The sequence below is a fragment of the Leucobacter chromiireducens subsp. chromiireducens genome (assembly GCF_016758255.1).
Lineage (GTDB): Bacteria > Actinomycetota > Actinomycetes > Actinomycetales > Microbacteriaceae > Leucobacter > Leucobacter chromiireducens.
Genome location: NZ_QYAD01000002.1, coordinates 441,839 through 459,470, shown reverse-complemented (window position 1 = coordinate 459,470; position 17,632 = coordinate 441,839). Strand labels below are relative to the sequence as shown.

12 protein-coding genes and 1 tRNA gene are annotated in these 17,632 nt (G+C 67.8%); 7 read left to right on the top strand and 6 right to left on the bottom strand.

All coding sequences use genetic code 11. The features are described 5' to 3' along the window. Positions 1-39: 39 nt before the first annotated feature. Positions 40-1,476 carry a bifunctional UDP-N-acetylglucosamine diphosphorylase/glucosamine-1-phosphate N-acetyltransferase GlmU gene (glmU, locus tag D3226_RS08125; protein WP_202382019.1) on the bottom strand — a complete coding sequence of 479 codons (1,437 nt, stop codon included), beginning with the start codon at positions 1,474-1,476 and terminating at the stop codon, positions 40-42. A gap of 74 nt (positions 1,477-1,550) precedes the next feature. Next, positions 1,551-1,622: transfer RNA gene (locus D3226_RS08120), tRNA-Gln, on the bottom strand. A 129-nt stretch (positions 1,623-1,751) separates the two neighbouring features. On the opposite strand from D3226_RS08120, the gene D3226_RS08115 reads away from it, so the two are divergent. Then, positions 1,752-2,279 (top strand): MarR family winged helix-turn-helix transcriptional regulator, encoded by a 528-nt coding sequence (locus D3226_RS08115; RefSeq protein ID WP_202382018.1) that lies wholly within the window; start codon positions 1,752-1,754, stop codon positions 2,277-2,279. A gap of 48 nt (positions 2,280-2,327) precedes the next feature. Here the strand turns inward: D3226_RS08115 and D3226_RS08110 are convergent, their stop codons facing one another. From D3226_RS08110 to D3226_RS08100, 3 genes are all read right to left on the bottom strand, one after another. Next, a complete protein-coding gene (locus D3226_RS08110; protein WP_202382017.1) occupies positions 2,328-5,138 on the bottom strand; it encodes an Ig-like domain repeat protein in 2,811 nt (936 codons plus the stop codon). An 80-nt stretch (positions 5,139-5,218) separates the two neighbouring features. Then, entirely contained in the window at positions 5,219-7,120 is a 1,902-nt protein-coding gene (locus D3226_RS08105; RefSeq protein ID WP_202382016.1) for a hypothetical protein, read from the bottom strand. Between the two features lie 244 nt (positions 7,121-7,364). Beyond that, positions 7,365-9,065 (bottom strand): amidase, encoded by a 1,701-nt coding sequence (locus D3226_RS08100; RefSeq protein ID WP_202382015.1) that lies wholly within the window; start codon positions 9,063-9,065, stop codon positions 7,365-7,367. A 100-nt stretch (positions 9,066-9,165) separates the two neighbouring features. Between D3226_RS08100 and D3226_RS08095 the strand changes: the two genes are divergently transcribed. From D3226_RS08095 to D3226_RS08075, 5 genes are all read left to right on the top strand, one after another. Beyond that, positions 9,166-9,750 carry a TetR/AcrR family transcriptional regulator gene (locus tag D3226_RS08095; protein WP_202382014.1) on the top strand — a complete coding sequence of 195 codons (585 nt, stop codon included), beginning with the start codon at positions 9,166-9,168 and terminating at the stop codon, positions 9,748-9,750. Positions 9,751-9,754: 4 nt separating this feature from the next. Then, complete coding sequence (locus D3226_RS08090; RefSeq protein ID WP_202382013.1) at positions 9,755-11,191, top strand: hypothetical protein; 1,437 nt, start codon at positions 9,755-9,757, stop codon at positions 11,189-11,191. Positions 11,192-11,366: 175 nt separating this feature from the next. Beyond that, positions 11,367-12,482, top strand: coding sequence for a mandelate racemase/muconate lactonizing enzyme family protein (locus D3226_RS08085; RefSeq protein ID WP_202382012.1), 1,116 nt, complete (start codon positions 11,367-11,369; stop codon positions 12,480-12,482). Continuing rightward, a complete protein-coding gene (locus D3226_RS08080) occupies positions 12,479-13,900 on the top strand; it encodes a YfcC family protein (protein ID WP_202382011.1) in 1,422 nt (473 codons plus the stop codon). Before D3226_RS08085 ends, D3226_RS08080 begins: the two co-directional genes overlap by 4 nt. After that, positions 13,897-15,027 (top strand): amidohydrolase, encoded by a 1,131-nt coding sequence (locus tag D3226_RS08075; RefSeq protein WP_202382010.1) that lies wholly within the window; start codon positions 13,897-13,899, stop codon positions 15,025-15,027. Before D3226_RS08080 ends, D3226_RS08075 begins: the two co-directional genes overlap by 4 nt. 75 nt (positions 15,028-15,102) lie before the next feature. On the opposite strand, the gene D3226_RS08070 is transcribed toward D3226_RS08075, so the two are convergent. Next, complete coding sequence (locus D3226_RS08070; RefSeq protein ID WP_202382009.1) at positions 15,103-16,008, bottom strand: LysR family transcriptional regulator; 906 nt, start codon at positions 16,006-16,008, stop codon at positions 15,103-15,105. A gap of 75 nt (positions 16,009-16,083) precedes the next feature. On the opposite strand from D3226_RS08070, the gene D3226_RS08065 reads away from it, so the two are divergent. Then, the gene (locus D3226_RS08065) at positions 16,084-17,616 is read left to right on the top strand and encodes an aminotransferase class I/II-fold pyridoxal phosphate-dependent enzyme (RefSeq protein ID WP_202382008.1); all 1,533 of its coding nucleotides are present in this window, start codon (positions 16,084-16,086) and stop codon (positions 17,614-17,616) included. Positions 17,617-17,632: the final 16 nt, after the last annotated feature.

Sequence of the window (17,632 nt, the reverse complement as noted above, 5' to 3'; positions counted from 1 at the left end):
TGGTTCTTCCTCACTCTGTGTTTTCCCGCTGTTCCGCGCTCACTCGGCTGACGTGTCGCTCGCGCGCTGCGCCGCTTCCGCGGTGCTCGTGCCCGGTCGATTCTCGGCCACCCATCCCTCGATGTTTCGCTGGGGCGCCACGTTCAGCGCCAGCGAACCCGAGGGAACGTTCTTCCGCACGACCGTACCCGCTGCCGTGTACGTGCCATCTTCAATGGTAACCGGAGCGATGAGCACATTCTTCGATCCGACGCGAACACCGTCGCCGACCGTGGCCTGGTGCTTCTGCACGCCGTCATAGTTCGCGAAAATGGTTCCCGCCCCGATGTTCGTACCGGTGCCGATCGTCGCGTCGCCGACGTAGCTCAGGTGCGGCACCTTGCTGCCATCGCCGATCTTCGCGTTCTTGGTCTCAACGAACGCGCCGATCTTGCCGGATTCGCCGAGCTCGGTGCCCGGGCGAATGTAGGCGAAGGGACCGACCTCGACGCGGGAGGCGAACACGGCAAGGGTCGCCTCGCTCCGGCGGATGCGTGCTCCCTCGCCGACCTCGCAGTCGGTCAGCGTCGTGTCCGGCCCAATGATCGCGCCGGCGGCAATCGAGGTCGCGCCGTGCAGGAAGGTGCCGGGCAGAATCTCGGCGTCGGCCCCGATCGACACGTCGGCGTCGATCCACGTGGTCGCGGGATCCTGGATCGTCACGCCGGCACGCTGGTGCGCCTGCACGATGCGGGCGTTGAGCTCGCGCCCCGCCTGCGCAAGCTGCACGCGATCGTTCACCCCGGCGATCAGCCAGGGATCGTCGGTGGCGACGGCCTCGACCGCACCGCCCGTGGCGAGGATGCGCGCGGCGGCGTCGGTGAGGTACTTCTCGCCCTGGGCGTTGTTCGTGTCGATCTGCGCGAGTGCGTCGGCGACCGCCCGGCGGGCAAACACGTAGATGCCGCCATTGATCTCGGTGATGCGGCGCTCGGCGTCGCTCGCGTCCTTCTCCTCAACGATGCCGGTCACCGCACCGTCCGCGGTCCGCAAGATGCGCCCGAGACCGGTGGGGTTCGCGAAGATCGCAGAGAGCATCGTCATCGCTCGGCCGCCCTCGAGGTGCCCCGTCACGAGGCGGTCGAGGGTTGCGGTGTCGACGAGCGGCACATCGCCGGAGAGCACAACGACCGAGCCGTCGAAGTCTGCGGGCAGCGCCTCAAGCGCCTGCTCCACGGCGCGGCCGGTGCCCGGCACGGCATCCTGGTCCACGATCACCGTGTCGGGCGCGTGATCCAGGATCGCGGCGGCGACGCGGTCACGATCGTGGCGCACCACCGCGACCACCTGCGTCGGGGCGAGCCCTGCCGCGGTATCAAGCACGTGAGCGATCAGCGAGCGGCCCCCGATGGGGTGGAGCACCTTCGGCAGGGAGGACTTCATGCGGGTTCCCTGACCGGCGGCGAGGATCACAACCGCAAGTGAGCGTTCAGCCATGTGCGTTTCCTTTCTCCCGGCCGCTCGGTACGGCCGTGTGCGCCCCGCGAGGATCCCCCGCAGCAGCGCACCAGTTCCGCCTCCAGGATTCGAACCTAGACCTAACAGCTCCAAAGGCTGTCGTGCTGCCATTACACCAAGGCGGACCGTGCCCAAACAGCACCCGACTAGTCTGCCAGAATCCGCGACCGCTCGTGACACCCTCGCGCAAGAATCGGCGCCGCCCTCCCGCGCGTGCGCACCGACTTCCCGCGAGCGCACGAGATAATGGGGGGATGAAGCACGAGGACGAGGTCGATCGGATCATCGCGGACTGGAGTTCGGCGCGCCCGGATTTGGATCTCGCGCCGCTCGCCATCTTCTCGCGGCTGTGGCGCATCACGAAGCACCTGGACCGCGCACGCGCGCACGCGTTTGAGCGCTCGGGCCTCGCGTCATGGGAGTTTGATGTGCTCGCCGTGCTGCGACGCGGTGGCGAGCCGTTCCGCCAAAGCACGAAGGTGCTCGTGCAACAGACCATGGTGTCGAGCGGCACGATGACGAACCGCATCGATCGCATGGTGGATCGCGGCCTCGTGCTCCGCCTCACCGACCCGAATGATGGCCGAGGCGTGCTCGTCGAGATGACGCCGCTCGGGCTCACGCTCGTCGACGCGGCAATGACGCGACTGAGCGATTCGGAGGAGCGCCTCCTCGGCGGGCTGGCACGCTCTGAGCGCGATCGACTCTCCGTGCTGCTGCGCCGCCTGGCGCTGAGCGTTGACCGCTTCGAACCCGAACCGCTTCCATCAGACCAGGAGTAGTCCGCGGCCGGAGGAACTGGGCCGGGGTTGCCCCGGCCCAGCGCCCGCCTACTTCTTCTTTCCGGGTTTCTTCGCGACCTTCTGGGTTGCTGTGGCCTTCTTGCCGGCGATGTTCGCCGAGCCCGGGAACTCAGCCGTCACCGTGACGTTGCCCGTGAGCGCACGCGGCGCGGTCACCTTGATCACCCCTCGGTGATCAGCGCGGAGAGTGACGGTCTGCTTCGCGGAGCCGAACGCAACAACCAGCTTTCCGGTGGGGGATGCCCCGTTGTTCAGCTTGCCAAGCTTCACCGTGACCGTTGGCCGGGCACCATACTTCGCCTGAGTCGTTGTCACGCTCGCCGAGGAGACGGTGGCCTTCACCACATTCAGGGTGTTCACCGACACGCGCCGCGGTGTATCGGAATGGGCATCATCTCCGATGTACTCCGCCCCGATCCGGTAGCTGCCGACACTCAGCGCTGGCAACTTGAGCGTCGCCTTCCCGCCCACGACGCGCGCCGTTCCAAGATCGCGCGAGCCCGCGCTGAACAACACCGTTCCGGCCTGTGCGCCGGTCACGCGAACAGTTGCGCTCGGCCGAACGCCGTACACGACCTTTGCGGCTTCGACCGTGACCGCGCCAAGCGTGACCGGGATCAGTCCAACTGTGACACGACGAGGTTTCGCGGTTGAGGCGTTGGTGCGCGCGTCACCCGAGTACTTTGCGGTGAGCTGGAACGTCGTGGCGACCGGGGACGTGTAGGCGAAGGTGGCGAGGCCCTGCTCCACGGGAGCCGAACCCAGTTCCGTCTCCCCCGCAAAGAACGTGACCTCTCCACCGGCGCCCGCGGCTACGGTCGCAGTGAACTCGAGCTCATCGCCCGCCGTCCCAGTGCTATCGCCTCCGAGACGCGTGGCGGAACTGAGCTTCGCAACCTCAGCGACAAGTTCTGCGCGAGCGGGCGCAAAGCTGCCGCTCTCATCGGAGAACTCCGCGGCAAATGTCTGCGAGCCACCCGCGGGGAGCTCTGAAACCGCACAGGTGGCGCTCCCGTCGGTGACGGGGACGGCCTCACACTGTGCAATCGTGGCGCCCGCCTGGTCAAACGTGACAGTCCCGTGCGGGGATCCTGCCCCGGTGCGAGGAGCAGAGACTGTCGCGGTAATCGTTCCCCCTGTCCCAACGCTCAGCTCGTTTGCAGCGAGCTCAATCTGGGTCTTCGCCGCACCGAGGAGGTAGACAGCGGCGTAGTCGGTGCCATTCGCTCCGCCCAACACGTCAGGCACCCCGTTGCCATCGAAATCGACCACGCCGCCCACCGAGCGGCCCAGCTGCGCCCCAGCGGTTGCCCCGTCAATCCGGAAACCGTCCGCAGCGCTCAACCCCGCAGTCGCGATGGTTCCCGAGAACCCCGGCCGCCCGTAGACCACATAGATTGCACCGGCGTTTGCGCCGGCGGAATCATGGCCCCATGCGCCGAGCAGGGTCTCGGGAACCCCGTCCCCGTTCACATCGGCGAGCCCTGCAGAGGCCCAACCCAACTTGTCATCCGCGGCGGCACCGTCAATCCAGTATCCGCGCGGCGCTTCGCCCGCCGTGCAGCTGCCGCTCGTGTTCGTGGTCGCGTCCTCGCACTGGTAGACCGCGTTGTTCGTCGCACCGGGACGGGTGAACACGGTCTGCGTGGAGTCGGAGCCCAGGACGACGGCTGCTCCACCAGCGCGCGGGCCGGTCGCGGCATTCGTAACGCCGTCGCCACCAACCACGAAGTCGGCCTTCCCGTCACCGTTGATGTCTCCGAGCGCCGCGATTGATGTGCCGAGCCGGTCCCGGCCGCGCTGCGGCCCGTACACCGCGAAGCCGCGGTCGCCGAGCGCCCCTACATCGACGCTCTGCGGTGTGGTGGAACCAAACACAGCGTAGGCCGCTCCGGGCACTGGCGTCGCAGCACCCCAGGGCGTAGCGCCGTAGCTGCCGACCACCACGTCGGCGAGGCCATCGCCGTTGAAGTCACCGACATTTTCAGCGGAAATAATCTGCCCACCTGCCCCGTCGATCGTGAAGAGCACGCGAGCCGCACCTGCTTCGGAGGCAACATCAATAGTGTTGACGTTTTCAGAGCCAGCAATCACCCAGACCCGTCCCACTTTCGAAGCGGCGGGCGCCCCTGTCGCAGGATTGGCGGGCTTGCTGAAGAGGTTGTCGGTGATTGCGAAATCATCGAGGCCGTCGCCGTTGACATCGCCCAGGCCGGTGACCCAGAAACCAAAGTTTGCCGCACCTCCCGGCGCAGCGTTCTCGGCGACCGCAGCCGAGTTGGTCACCTCGAAGCCACGCGTGCCGAGCGTGGTCACGTCGACCGGCTCGAAGTCGGCTGCCCCCAGCACCACCCAGGTGCGCTGCGTGCGGTTGGAACCCACGATGACGTCATCGAAACCATCCCCGTTGATGTCCCCAGCGCAGGACACACTCATTCCGGCAAAGGCGTTGGGGATGTTCGGGCCATCGATCCGAACCGCGCCAACCGCGACTCCGGTGCCAATCGCGCCGCCTACGGGGTCTGCCCCGCCCAGCAGCACATAGGCAGCTCCCGCGTTCGCGGTGTTGCCCCGTTTCCACCACCAATCCCCCACCACGGTGTCCGCGTAGCCGTCTCCATTGACATCGCAGGAGGAGCGGCTCGAACCGTAGCCGAGGTCACCGCCAGCTTCACCGGTCCAGCGGACCTCCGAGACGGGCGGTGCGCCCGGGCTCGTGGCCGTGGCCGGAGTCACTTCGGGGGTGGCGGTGGGTGCTGCCAGAGCCGGCGCGGTGACACACGCGCTCGAGACGAGCCCGAGCGCGACTGCCAAGCCGAGCGTAGCGCGGGCGCGCATAACTGATCTGTTCACAGTGTTCCTGTTTCTCTCAGAGGACGCGGGTGTTCGGCGCGACGCCGCCCGCGGAACGGGACGCGTCAGTTCGGCGCGTGCACCCCGTTGTTCTTGCCAAAGTCAGCCTTTGCGTCAAACTTTTGGCGGCTCAGCGCAACGTCGCCCAGCACGCTTCCTGGACGGATCAGCTGGCGGATCGCGCCCACCGTGCGATCCGCACGAGCGGAGCCGCCGTACGGATCGCTGTAGACCATGCCGTCCGCGGTCGGCCCACTCGCCAGTTGAAGCTCGCCAAGGTAGAAATCGCGCTGTGCTCCGTTGAATGGCGAGCGCGGGTCGGCGTAGTCAAAGCGTTCGGTCGCAGACAGCCCCGCCCACAGGTAGTCAGTGGCCGGCCGGTCCGCGTACCAAGCGAAGTCGAGGGGCCGGCTGATTGCGTTCGTGGTCGCGGTGCTCGATGCGCGGTCGTAGATTCGACTCGGGTTACGCACTCCGAACCAGGGGTCGAACGCGGCAAGCACGGTGCCGTCCGAGGCGACAATCTTGCTGTCGCTCTCCCAAAGTTCGTACAGGGTCCAGTCGGTGGGATTGTTCCGCACACAGTCGGTTGTCGGGATGATCCGGCGACCTCCGTCACCAGCCGGCAGCACACTGCCCACCGTGGCGATCGCTTCCTCCGGCGCACAGGTGCCGAACATCTCGTTTGCATTCCCGAAGCGCGTCAGAATCGACGTGATGATCTCGGTCCCGTCGTTGCAGCGTGCCGCAAACTCACTCTCGTGTGCATTGTTTGAGGTCGCATCCGGAGACCAACTCCCCTGGTGCTGCTTGATTAAAACGTCGCACAGCAGCTGGCTTCCATCCGCGAGGCGCAGCCAGTTGCGATCCGCGTCAAGCATCTTCACGCCATTTGCAACAAACACCTTGTGCCCGGCGTTGTCCTCATGCCGCATTGCCATGCCGCCATGCTCATGGCCATAGTTCTCAAGTTCTTCGCTCGTGTAGCCAAACGGGATCCCCACGGGTTCACCCTGCGCAAGATCACTCGGCGCGTAGAACGCCGAAACCCAGTCGAAAATGTTCGAGCTGCGTGGATCGGCCCCGTGCTCGTGTCCGAAGCTGCAGGTCTCACCCGTTGCCGGGTCAGTCACCTGAGCCGGGTGCCAGGTGGGATAGATCTTTCCATCCGGTCCAATCGTCTGGTACGACGCGTGAAGCGCTGCGGGGCAGGTGTCCACTGCCGCCGGGGTCCAGTTCCGCTCAGCGTACGCTTTCGACGCCGTGCGCACAGGGGGCTCGGGTTTCGGCTCGGGAACCGTTGCAGGTCGCGCAAGCTTCAACGCAGTGGTGCGCTGGGTCACATCCGGCTGTGTTTCGCGCACATTCAGCGTGTAGGTGGCCGGCTGCTCGGTGAGCTTGCTGTACTGAGCCGCGCTGAGCTGCAGCGTGACCGTTTGCGCGCCCTTCTTCAACTGCACCGGGGTCTTCACAAGCGCGGTCTTGCCGAGCTCAAGCTGGATCGTCCCAGCGCACCCCGCGGCGGCGGCGCAATTCAGTGACAGTGCCAACTTGCGAGTCGTGGGAACCGTGTAACTCGTGCTGCGCGCACTCACCTGGGCGACTGCTGGCTTGACTGTGGCCCGCTGCGTAAAGCTACTCTTGCCCGGACGCGTGGCCTTCCCGGTAACGGTGAGCGTAGCGCTCCCCCGCTTCACGAGGGCACCGTGTTGCGCGGTACTGAGCGTCCACGTGACGGTCTTCGTTCCGCGGGCCTTCGCCTCATACTTCAGCGTCTTCGTCCCACCGGTGCTGAGCTTCAGGGAGAGCGATCCCGCGCAGGCTCGCGCACTCGCGCAGGTGACCGTCGCTGAGACCACCCGATCCGTGCCGACGCTCGCCTTCACAGTCACTTTCTGGGGCGCCGCAGCGAGCGCAGCAGTGGGGCAGGTGACCAGAAGGCCGAGTGGCAACAGTGCGGCGCTCACAAGAAGTGCCGCACGACGCACGGGAGACACCCGTGAACTCCGCGTTTGGCGACTGTTCGTCGGGGTCAATGTGGGCTCCTGTTCGCCGCTGAAACCGCGCATACGCGGGCAAAAACAGTTCATCCTATCTAGCTAAGGTTGCCCTTAACAACATCGGATGTGAACTTTCTTCCGCGAAAAACCCCTCCCGGAGCCTTCAGGGGTCCGGGAGGGGTTTCGCCGATGCGGTGCGGCGCCGAGCGCGCTAGTTTCCCAGGATGTCCTCCGGCAGCGCGGGGGCACTCGCGGGCGCAACGCGCATGGAGCCCGGGGCCTCGAACGCTGCCGCGTAGCCGAGCAGCGTCGGGTCGGAGTAGGCGGCCCCGGCGAAGGTGAGGCCGATCGGCATGCCAATGTCGCTCATCAGCCCCATCGGCACCGTCACCGTGGGGATGCCCAGGTGGCGCAGCGCGTAGTTGCCGTTGGAGAAGAACACCCCGTTCGACCAGGCGTGGTCGGCCGCGGCCACATCTCGCTCTGCGTCCTCGCGCCCCACATCGGCATTCGCGGGGAACACGACTCCGTCGAAGCTCTCCTCGCGCAGCCAGCGCTCGAAGAGATCTTCGCGGAGCTGCACAAGTGCGCGAAGCCCGTCCGCAAAGTCCGCACGCTCGCGCGGATCTGACACACCGCCGGGCGCCTGCGCGAGCGCCACGGTGGCGCGGTAGCGGTTCGGGTAGTCCTCAACCTCTTCGTAGCGATCGGGCAGGGTGCCCTCGGGCTGAGGGAAGATCTGATCGGGATCGACGACGCCGAGATTCGGGATCGCGGGATCCGCGTTCGCGCGCAGGAAGTCGTCCCACCCGAAGGCAAGGAAGTCAGAGAACTCGGTGTCCATCCAGCCGGCGGGTAGCACACCCAGCGCGTCGACGTTCTCCTGGCCGGGGCGGTCGCCCTCGTACTGCTCGATCAAGGGGAAGCCCGTCACAACCACCTCGGCACCCAGCTCCTCAAGCCGTGCGCGGGCCTCGGCGAAACGCTCGAGCACGCTCGGGCGCACCGCGATCGGGAAGTTCGGATCCTCACCCAGGTACATCGCTGGCACCGCGAAGCGCTTTCCGCGGAGCGCGTCCGCGTCAGCAACCTCAAGGTAGCTTGCCGGGCGATGCGCGCTCGGCTTCGGCAGCTCGACGATGCTCTGGTTGCGCCAGAAGTCACCGCGGGTGTTCGCGTCGTCCTGCACCAGCACGTCGAGCAGGCGGAGCATGTCGGGCATGGTGCGCGTGTGGGGCACGACAACATCGCGGGCCGGGAAGAGTGGCCAGTTGCCACGGATCGACAGCACGCCCCAGCTTGGCGTGTACGCGCACAGGCCATTGTTCGAGGCGGGGCTGCGCCCGGACGACACGGTCTCCTCACCCATGCCGAACACGGCGAGGTTCGCAGCGGTCGACGCACCCGAGCCGTTTGAGGAGCCGGAGGCGTACGCGGCGGCCAGGTAGTCGCGGTTGTACGGGCTCTCGGCGCGCCCGTAGACGCCGCGCTGCATGCCGCCGTCTGCCATCGGTGGCATGTTTGTCTTCCCGACGAGCACGGCGCCAGCCTCAAGCAGCTGCTCAACGGAGAACGCGTCCCACTGCGCGACGAGATGCTCGAACGCGGGCGACCCCGAGGCCACGGTGAGCCCCTGCACCATGTAGGAATCCTTCACAGTGAAGGGCACCCCCTCAAGCGGGCGAGCGGTGCCGGCAGCCCAGCGACGATCGGACTCCTCCGCTGCGGCGAGCGCGTGCGGGTTGGGCACGATGATCGCGTGCAAGCCTTCGGGGCCCTGATCGTAGGCCGCGGCGCGGGCGAGGTAGCGCTCGGTGAGCCACACGCTCGTGATCTCGCCGCGCTCGAATGCGCTCAGCACGTCTTCGATCGTCGCTTCGATCAGCTCAAATTTCGCGGTCGGGTCGCTCATGCACTTCCTCGTTCCTGTTCCGAACCGGTATCCTGAAAATAGTTTCAGTTCTGCGGGGCGCGGTGTCAAGCCCGCCGCGCCACACGAAAGAGGAGCCCGCATGTCTCAGGACGCCCGTGAACGCATCCTCGCCGCCTGCGCCGCGGTCATCGCGCGGGGTGGCCTGGCGCGCTTCCGCATGAGCGCAGTTGCCCGCGAGGCCGGCGTATCGATCGGCCTGCTCCCCTACCACTTCGGCGATCGCGATGGCCTACTGCAGGCCGCGCTCGACGAGGTGACGGCGAGCGCCACGCGCCGGGCGGACGAGGTCTCCGGGACGCATACCCCGGCGGCGCGGTTGGCCGCACTGCTGTGCTCCGAGTTCGGCGACGAGCCGGGTATCCGCGCCGGGTCGACTGCGTGGAACGAGCTGCGTGCTGCGGCGGTCTTCGATCGGGATCGGGCCACCGCAGTCGCCCGCTCCACCGCCTCCTGGCAAGCCGACGTGCGCGCGCTCATCGCTGAGGCTGCACCCGACGCGGATGCTGCGGGGCTCGCGCTGACGCTCACCGCCCTTGTCGAGGGGCTCTCGGGCCGGTGGCTTACGGGCCAGCTTTCCGCCACGGAGGCGCAGGGCGCGGTGCGCAAAACGCTCGCCGCGCTCGGCCTCGACGCCACACCCTCGGGCGAGGCTGTGCCAAGCTAAGCGTGTGAGCGTACGCGTAGGATTCATCGGCTCGGCGCACTCGGTTGCCCGCCTTGCCGGGGCCGAGGCGCAGCTGCCGGGTATTGCGTTGCGCTCGTATCCGTACTCGGACCCGCACGACACCGCGGAGCAGTACCGCCGCGCGCTCGCGGAGAACGATGCCGTCTGCTTCTCGGGCACCATCTCGCACTATCACCGCGAACGCGAGCTCGACGGCGATACGCCCGTGCTGGTGGGGCGGTTCTCCGACTACACGCTCGTTGCCTCGCTCCTCGCGGCAACCGCGGGCGGGCAACCGAAGGTCAGGCCGGGGGACCTCGCACAGCGGCCCCTCACGATTCCCGAGATCTCCATCGATATGCCGAACCCGGAAGTCGCGGCCGCCGTCGCTCGGGACACAGGGATCCACCTCGATCCCGCACAGGTGACTGACTACCGCTGGGTCTACGAGTCGCGCTTCTCGCGCCCCGTGGACGTCGACGAGATTGCGCGATTCCACGCGGATCGCGCGGAGCAAGCCGGCGCGCGGCTCGCGATCACGAGTGTGCACGCGGTCTACGACCGGCTGCACGCGGCGGGACAGCCCGTCATGTTCATGATCGACTCACTGCAGCATGACCTCGACCTCATTCGCACGGCGCAACAGCGGGTGTCCGTGCAGCGGCTCGAGGGCGGCCTCATCGCCGTCGTCTACCTCACGACCACGGCCCCCGCGGACGCGGACTCCCCCGCCACTGAGCTGCGCGCTCACCTCGCCGGCGAGCTCGGCCGCTTCGCCACGCCCGTGCAGCACCGCCTCGCCTCGTGGCAGCGGGGTGGTCTCGACATGTTCTACACGACGCGCGGCGAGCTTGATACCCGCCTGCCGGCGCTCACCGCGGCACTGCGTCGCGCGGGTCCATCCGAGCGCGCCGCGTCCCTCGGCGTGGGCGTGGGCCAACATCTCTACGAGGCGGAGGATCGCGCGCTGCAGGCGCTTCGGCGCGCCATTGCCCAGGCGGACACCGCCGCCTTCCTCGTGGACGAGGCCTCGCGCGTGCACGCGCTGCTGGGCGATCCGGGGGCGGCAGACAGCGCGGAGGAGGCCCGGCACACCGAGCCGTGGCTCATCGAGCTTGCGGCGAGCGCGGGCATGCAGGCTCGCTCGGTGACGCGCCTGATCGCCTTCCTCGCGGGACGCGACTTCGCCCCGTTCACGGCGGCAGAGTGGGCGGCAGCGAGCCAGACCTCTCCCCGCACGGCCGAGCGCGCGGTGCGCAAGCTCCTCGACGCCTCGGCGCTACGCGTCGCCGGCCAGGAGCAGCCGCTCGACGCAGGGCGCCCGCGCACGGTCTACGCCCTCTCGGAGGAGCTCGAGGCCGCAGCGCGGCAGCGGCGCGCAGGCAGCGGCGATCCCGCACAGATGCACACGTCGTTTCACCCGCGCGGCACCGGCGCGTGACGCGGCCGCCTCGGCCCGTCGCGATCTTCCACTGCCCGCCGCACCAGATTCACTCTGGAGCGCATCAGCAAGATCGGGGTGCCCGTCGCTTTGACAGCGAGGCGGCGCGCGCCCTACTCTCTCGTATTACCGACACTCAAACGACACAATCAACGACGAGGTGGGTTTTCCCAATATGAGAATTGTCAGCGCCGACATCCGAGTGATCGAGGCACCGCTGAAGGTACCGTTCATCGTCTCCTACGCCCGCTACGACGTCATGCCGAGCGTCATCGTGACGCTCCGCACCGACACGGGGCTCGAGGGCATTGGCGAAGCGGTTCCCGATGAGCACGTCACCGGCGAAACGGTCGAGTCCGTCGTCGCAGCCCTCACCCAGCACCTGCTGCCGGCGCTGCGCGACACCGACCCGCGCAACCTGAACCAGGTACACGAGCGCATGAACACCGCACTCGTCGCGAACGGCGCCGCGAAGGCCGCACTCGACATCGCCTGCTGGGACCTGCTCGGCAAGCACGCGGGCCTCCCGGTTCACGCGCTCCTCGGCGGCCGGAAGCCCGAGCAGCCGATGATCGCGAAGGTGCTCAGCATTCTGCCCCCCGCGGAGGTGGCCGCCCAGGCGAGCGCCGCGATCGCCGATGGTTTTACACACCTGAAGATGAAGCTCGGCACCGACACCGCGCAGGACATCGCGAGCGTAGCCGCCGTGCGCGCGGCCGTCGGCCCCGACATTCGCATCCGCGTCGATGCGAACCAGGGCTGGCAGGATGTTTCGACCGCGCGCCGGATGATCGCCGCGATTGAGCCCTACGACATCGACTGGATCGAGCAGCCCATCGCCGCCGACGATCTCGACGGCTTCCGCCGCCTCCGCCCGCACACGAGCGCCGTGATCATGGCTGACGAGGCTGTCATCACCACGGGCGATCTCGCGCGCCTCATCCACGACGAGTCCGTCGACATGGTCAACCTGAAGCTCATGAAGTCCGGTGGCATCTTGCCCTGCCAGCGCCTCGCCACTCAGGCGGCGCTCGGCGGCCTCGCCGTGCAGATCGGGTCCATGCTCGAAACGAGCGTCTCCTCCGCCGCGGGCTACCACCTCGCGCTCGCGCACCCGAACATCGTCTCCACGGAGCTCTCCGGCCCCGTCGCCTTCTCTGACGAGCCGGGCGATCTCCACTTCCCCCTCCCCTACGTCGACATCACCGATCGCCCCGGCCTCGGCGTCACCCTCGACCCCGCGGCGCTCGACCGCCTCACCGTCTCAGCGAAGGAGCTGATCGTCGAATGACCACGATCACCGAATCCCCGAAGCGCCGCCTACGCGACCGCCTCTCGATCCCACACACCTACGCGATCATCCTCTCGATCGTCATCCTCGTGGGCATCCTGTCCTACGTCATCCCCTCGGGCGAGTTCGAGCGCATTGATGTCGACGGCCGCATGATGGTGGTGCCCGGCACCTTCGACACCATCGCGAAGACGCACATGGCGCCCTTCGACATCTTCACCGCGATCCCTCGCGGCATGCAGGCCGCCGCGCAGATCGTGTTCTACATCTTCCTCGTGGGCGGCGCGTTCGGCGTGATCCGCGCCACGGGAGCGATCGATGCGGGCATCAATCGTCTCGTGCAGAAGATCGGCAAGAGCGAGCGCTTCATCATTCCGCTCGTCATGATCGTGTTCTCGGTGCTCGGCTTCACCACCGGCATGGCGGAGGAGTGCATCATCTTTGTTCCGATTGGGATCGGCATCGCCCTGTCCCTCGGCTACGACGCGATCGTGGGCACCGCGATGGTGGCGATCGGCGCGGCCTCCGGCTTCATCGGCGGCATGATGAACCCGTTCACGGTGGGCGTTGCACAGGGCATCGCCGAGGTCCCGCTGTTCTCAGGCATCTGGTTCCGCACCGCGGTCTACATTCCGATCCTCGCCTTCGCGATCTTCTACGTGATGCGCTACGCCGCGCGGATCAAGAAGAACCCCGAGACGTCCATCCTCTACGGTCGCGTCGGCGGCGTCGGCTCAACCGAGTACGCGGTGAGCGAGGAGATCCCGCCGCTCACCGCCCGCCGCAGCATCGTGCTGATCCTGCTCGCGCTCGGCATCGCCATCAACATGTACGGCGTGTTCAACTGGGGTTGGTTCCTCGACCAGCTCGCCGCGAACTTCTTCATCGTCGCGATGCTCTCCGGCATCATCGGTGGGCTGGGCATCAACGGCTCGTTCACGAACCTGGTTGAGGGCATGCGCGCTGTTGTCTTCGGCGCCCTCGTCGTCGGCTTTGCCCGCGCGATCCTCGTGGTGATGCAGGACGGGCAGACGCTCGACACGATCGTCAACTTCATCGCCGACGGCATCTCGCACTGGCCGCCCACGCTCACGGTGATCGGGATGTTCGTATTCCAGGCGATCCTGAACTTCTTCATCCCCTCGGGCAGCGGCATGGCCGCAACCACGATGCCGCTCATGGTGCCACTCTCCGACCTGCTCGGGATCGACCGCCAGGTTGCCGTGCTCGCGTTCCAGTACGGTGACGCGATCACCAACTCGATCATCCCAACCTCGGGCGCGCTCATGGGATATCTCGCGGTTGCGCGGATCCCGTATGAGCTGTGGGTGAAGTTCATTTGGAAGCTCATCGCGGTGTGGCTCGTCGTCGCGGCTCTCGCGCTCGTCGCGGGCGCCATCTGGGGAGTGCCGGCGTGACCTTCGCACACCCGGCGTCGGGCACGGGCGACGAGCTGCCGCGGATCATTCGGATCCGCGAGCACCTCGCCGCCCACCCGGAGCCCAGCTGGCAGGAGCACGGCACCGCGGCATACCTCGCGGAGCTGTTCGAGGCGGCCGGGCTCACGCCCCAGCATTTCGCGGACTTCCCGGGCTTCACGGTTGACGTGGGGCCCGGGGAGCCCGTGGTCGGGCTCCGTGGCGATCTCGACGCCCTAGCGCACGAGACCGCCGCGGGCACAGTGCTCGCGCACTCCTGCGGACACGATGCAAACCTCGCGATTGTCGCGGAGACCGTGCTGCGACTCCACGAGCTCGGTGGTGCGCTCTCGCACGGCGTGCGCGCCATCTTCCAGCCGGCGGAGGAACAGGGCAACGGCGCCGCATCGGTTGCCGCGCTCGGCGTCGCAGACCAGCTCGACACACTGTTCGGGGTGCATCTGCGCCCGGGCAGCGAGCTCCCAGCTCCCCGCTTCGCGCCCTCCATCTCGCACGGCTCGTGCTGTTTCGTGCGGGGCAGGATCGCGGGGGCCGACCACCACGGCGCGCGCCCACACCAGGGCGTCAACGCGATTGAGGTTGCGACCGAGTTTGCGAGCATGATCGCGGGTCTGCGCGTGGATCCGCAGGTGGCCTCGTCGGCGAAGTTCACGGAACTTCGTGCGGGTTCGGGCAACCTGAATGTGATCCCCGGTTCCGCCTCGTTCGGGATCGATCTGCGCGCGCAGTCCAACTCGGTGATGGGCGCACTCCGCGAGGGTGTGGCGCGCATCGCGCGAGCGCTCGAGGTCCGCTACGGTGTCGAGATCTCGCTTGCCGAGGAGGACTATGTGCCCGCCGCGATCGTCGGAGACGCCGCCGAAGCGCAGCTCGCCGCCGCCATTCGCGAGGTCGCAGGTGAAGCCGCGCTCGCGCCGCGCGCGGTCACCTCGGGGTCTGACGATTTCCACTGCTACACGTTGCATCGGCCCGCGCTGCAGGCGGCCATGCTGGGCGTCGGCGCGGACGTCACCCCTGGGCTGCACGACCCCGCCATGCGCTACGACGTCTCGCGGCTCAGCCCAGCGGCGGACGTGCTCGTCGCGGCGTGCCGCGCGGCAAGATAGCCATCGGCCTGCCGCGCGGCAAGATAGCCATCGGCCTGCCGCGCGGCGAGATAGCCCAGCGGCGAGCGCTGGGTGCTAGGCCGCGACGCGCTCCGCGGCGAGTGCGCTGAGGATCTCGCCGAGCCACTGCACCGCCGGGGGCACCGCTCCGCGGCGGGTGACGAAGGAGACGCGCCGCTCCCCGAGATCCTGCAGCGCCGGCCGCAGCACGATGTCGAAGTCGGCGTCGACCGCGGCGGCGGTCGTGAGCGCGCAGCCGAGTCCTTCGGCAACGAGACCGTGGATCATCGTGAGGTCATCCGTGCGCATGACCTCACGCACGGGCAGGCCGAGCGAGTGGTACACGCGGCGCAGCACGCGGTCTGACGCCTCATCGGGGTTGCGGCTGCACACCCACGCGGTCTCTGCCAGCTCGGCAAAATCAAGTTCCGCACGGTCACCAAACGGGCCGCTCTTCGCCACCATCACCCGGTACGGTTCCGACATCAGCGTGGTGCGCTCCACGTCGGGCACCTGCAGCGCGAGCTCGTCTGACACGTCGTAGATGAGTCCGGCGTGCACCTCACCGACGCGGAGGAGCCGGAGCACCTCGGTCGGTTCTGCCTCGACAACCTCGACCCGCACAGAGGTGCGCTGCTGCAACTGCGCGATTGCGGCGGGCATGAGCCGGGCACCGATTGACGAGAACGTCCCGACGCGGAGGGTGACCACCCCCGCATCTCGCTGATCGGCAACTGCCCGCTCAGCCCGCTCGATGCGTGTGAGCACCGGTGCGATTTCCGCGGCGAACGCCGCTCCGAGCGGGGTGAGGTGTGCGCCGCGGCGATCCCGCTCGACGAGCCGCACGCGCAGGTGTGTTTCGAGTGCGCGGAGGTGGTGGGTCACCGTGGGCACACCGTACTCGAGCGCCTCGGCCGCCTGGGTGAGGCTGCCGTGCTCGCGAATTGCGAGGAGCACGCGGAACTGCTGGAGCGTCATCATGTTATAGAGACTATGTCACCACGCGCGAAAACATGATATCCCGCATAGGGTCGCGGCTTTACCTACTCTGGTCCCATGCAGACCGCCCCCGCTCCACACGTCGCACCCGAAACGCCCGCCGAGGCATCGGTTGCTATCCCCGCGCACCAGTACGAGACCCCGTACGCTGACGCGATCCGCTCGCTTGCGCAGCACGACTGGCAGCGACTGCACGTTCCGGGCCACCAGGCGAACCCGGAGAACGCCCCTGGCGTTGCAAACCTCGTGGGCGAAGCCGCACTCGCGGTCGATTTCCCCATGCTGTTCAGCGGCGTGGACCAGGAGACCTGGCGGCTCGTCACCCCCGGCCGCGTCACGCCGCTCATGCGTGCGCAGGAGCTCGCGGCTGAGGCCTGGGGCGCCAGCCGCACCTGGTTCATCACGAACGGCGCCTCGGGCGGCAACCATGTTGCAACGACCGTGGTGCGCGGGCTCGGCACCGAGCTCGTGGTGCAGCGCAGCGTGCACTCCAGCGTGATCGACGGTATGACCCACGTGGGCCTCACGCCCCACTTCGTCACCGGCTACGTGGACACGGGACTCGGTTCCGCGCACGGCGTCACCGCCGAGCAGGTCGAGGCCGTGCTGACGGAGAACCCGGCGAGCTCCGCCGTGTACATCGTCTCCCCCAGCTACTTTGGTGCGGTCGCGGATATCGCCGCGATCTCGCGCGTCGCACACGACCACGGTGTCCCGCTGATCGTCGACGAGTCGTGGGGCTCGCACTTCGGCCTGCACCCGAAATTGCCCGTCAACGCTGCCCGCCTCGGTGCCGATCTCGTGGTGTCGAGCACGCACAAGGCGGTCGGCTCGCTGACGCAGTCGGCCATGATCCAGCTCGGCCACGGCTCGTTCGCAGAGGCACTCGCCCCGCTCGTCGACCGCGTGGTGCGCTCGCACCAGTCGACCAGCTGCAGCGCTCTGCTGCTCGCTTCGCTCGACGAGGCCCGCAAGAACATTGTGACGCGCCCCGAGCTCGTTGAGCGGGCCCTCGAGACCGCCGAGGAAATCCGTCGCCGCGTTCGTGCGGACCGCCGCTTCCGCGACGCGACCCCCGACATCCTCGCGAGCCCCGACGCGGTGACGAACGACCCGTTCAAGGTGCTCATCGACACGCGCGGCGCGGGCATCACCGGCAGTGACGCGCACTACCAGCTGCTGCGCGACCACAAGGTCTACGCCGAGCTGTCGACCCCATCGGCCCTGCTGCTGCTCGTCGGCGCGATCTCCCCCGTCGATGTTGACCGATTCTGGAACGCGCTGCAGGCGCTTCCCGAAGCGGCCATCGAGCCCGAGCGGCCGATCGTGCTGCCCGCCCCGTGCGAGCGCGCAATGGGACTCGGCGAGGCGTTCTACAGCCCCGTCGAGGTGGTGCCGTTCGATCAGGCGGTGGGGCGGATCTCCGCGGACTCGCTCGCTGCCTACCCGCCCGGCGTGCCGAACGTGCTGCCCGGCGAGATCTTGAGCGCCGAGGTCGTCGATTTCCTTCGCGCGACGGGCGCGGCCCCCTCGGGCTATGTCCGCGGCGCGGCTGATCCCGCGCTCGCCACGTTCCGGGTCGTGGCGTAACGCCCACTACAATCTC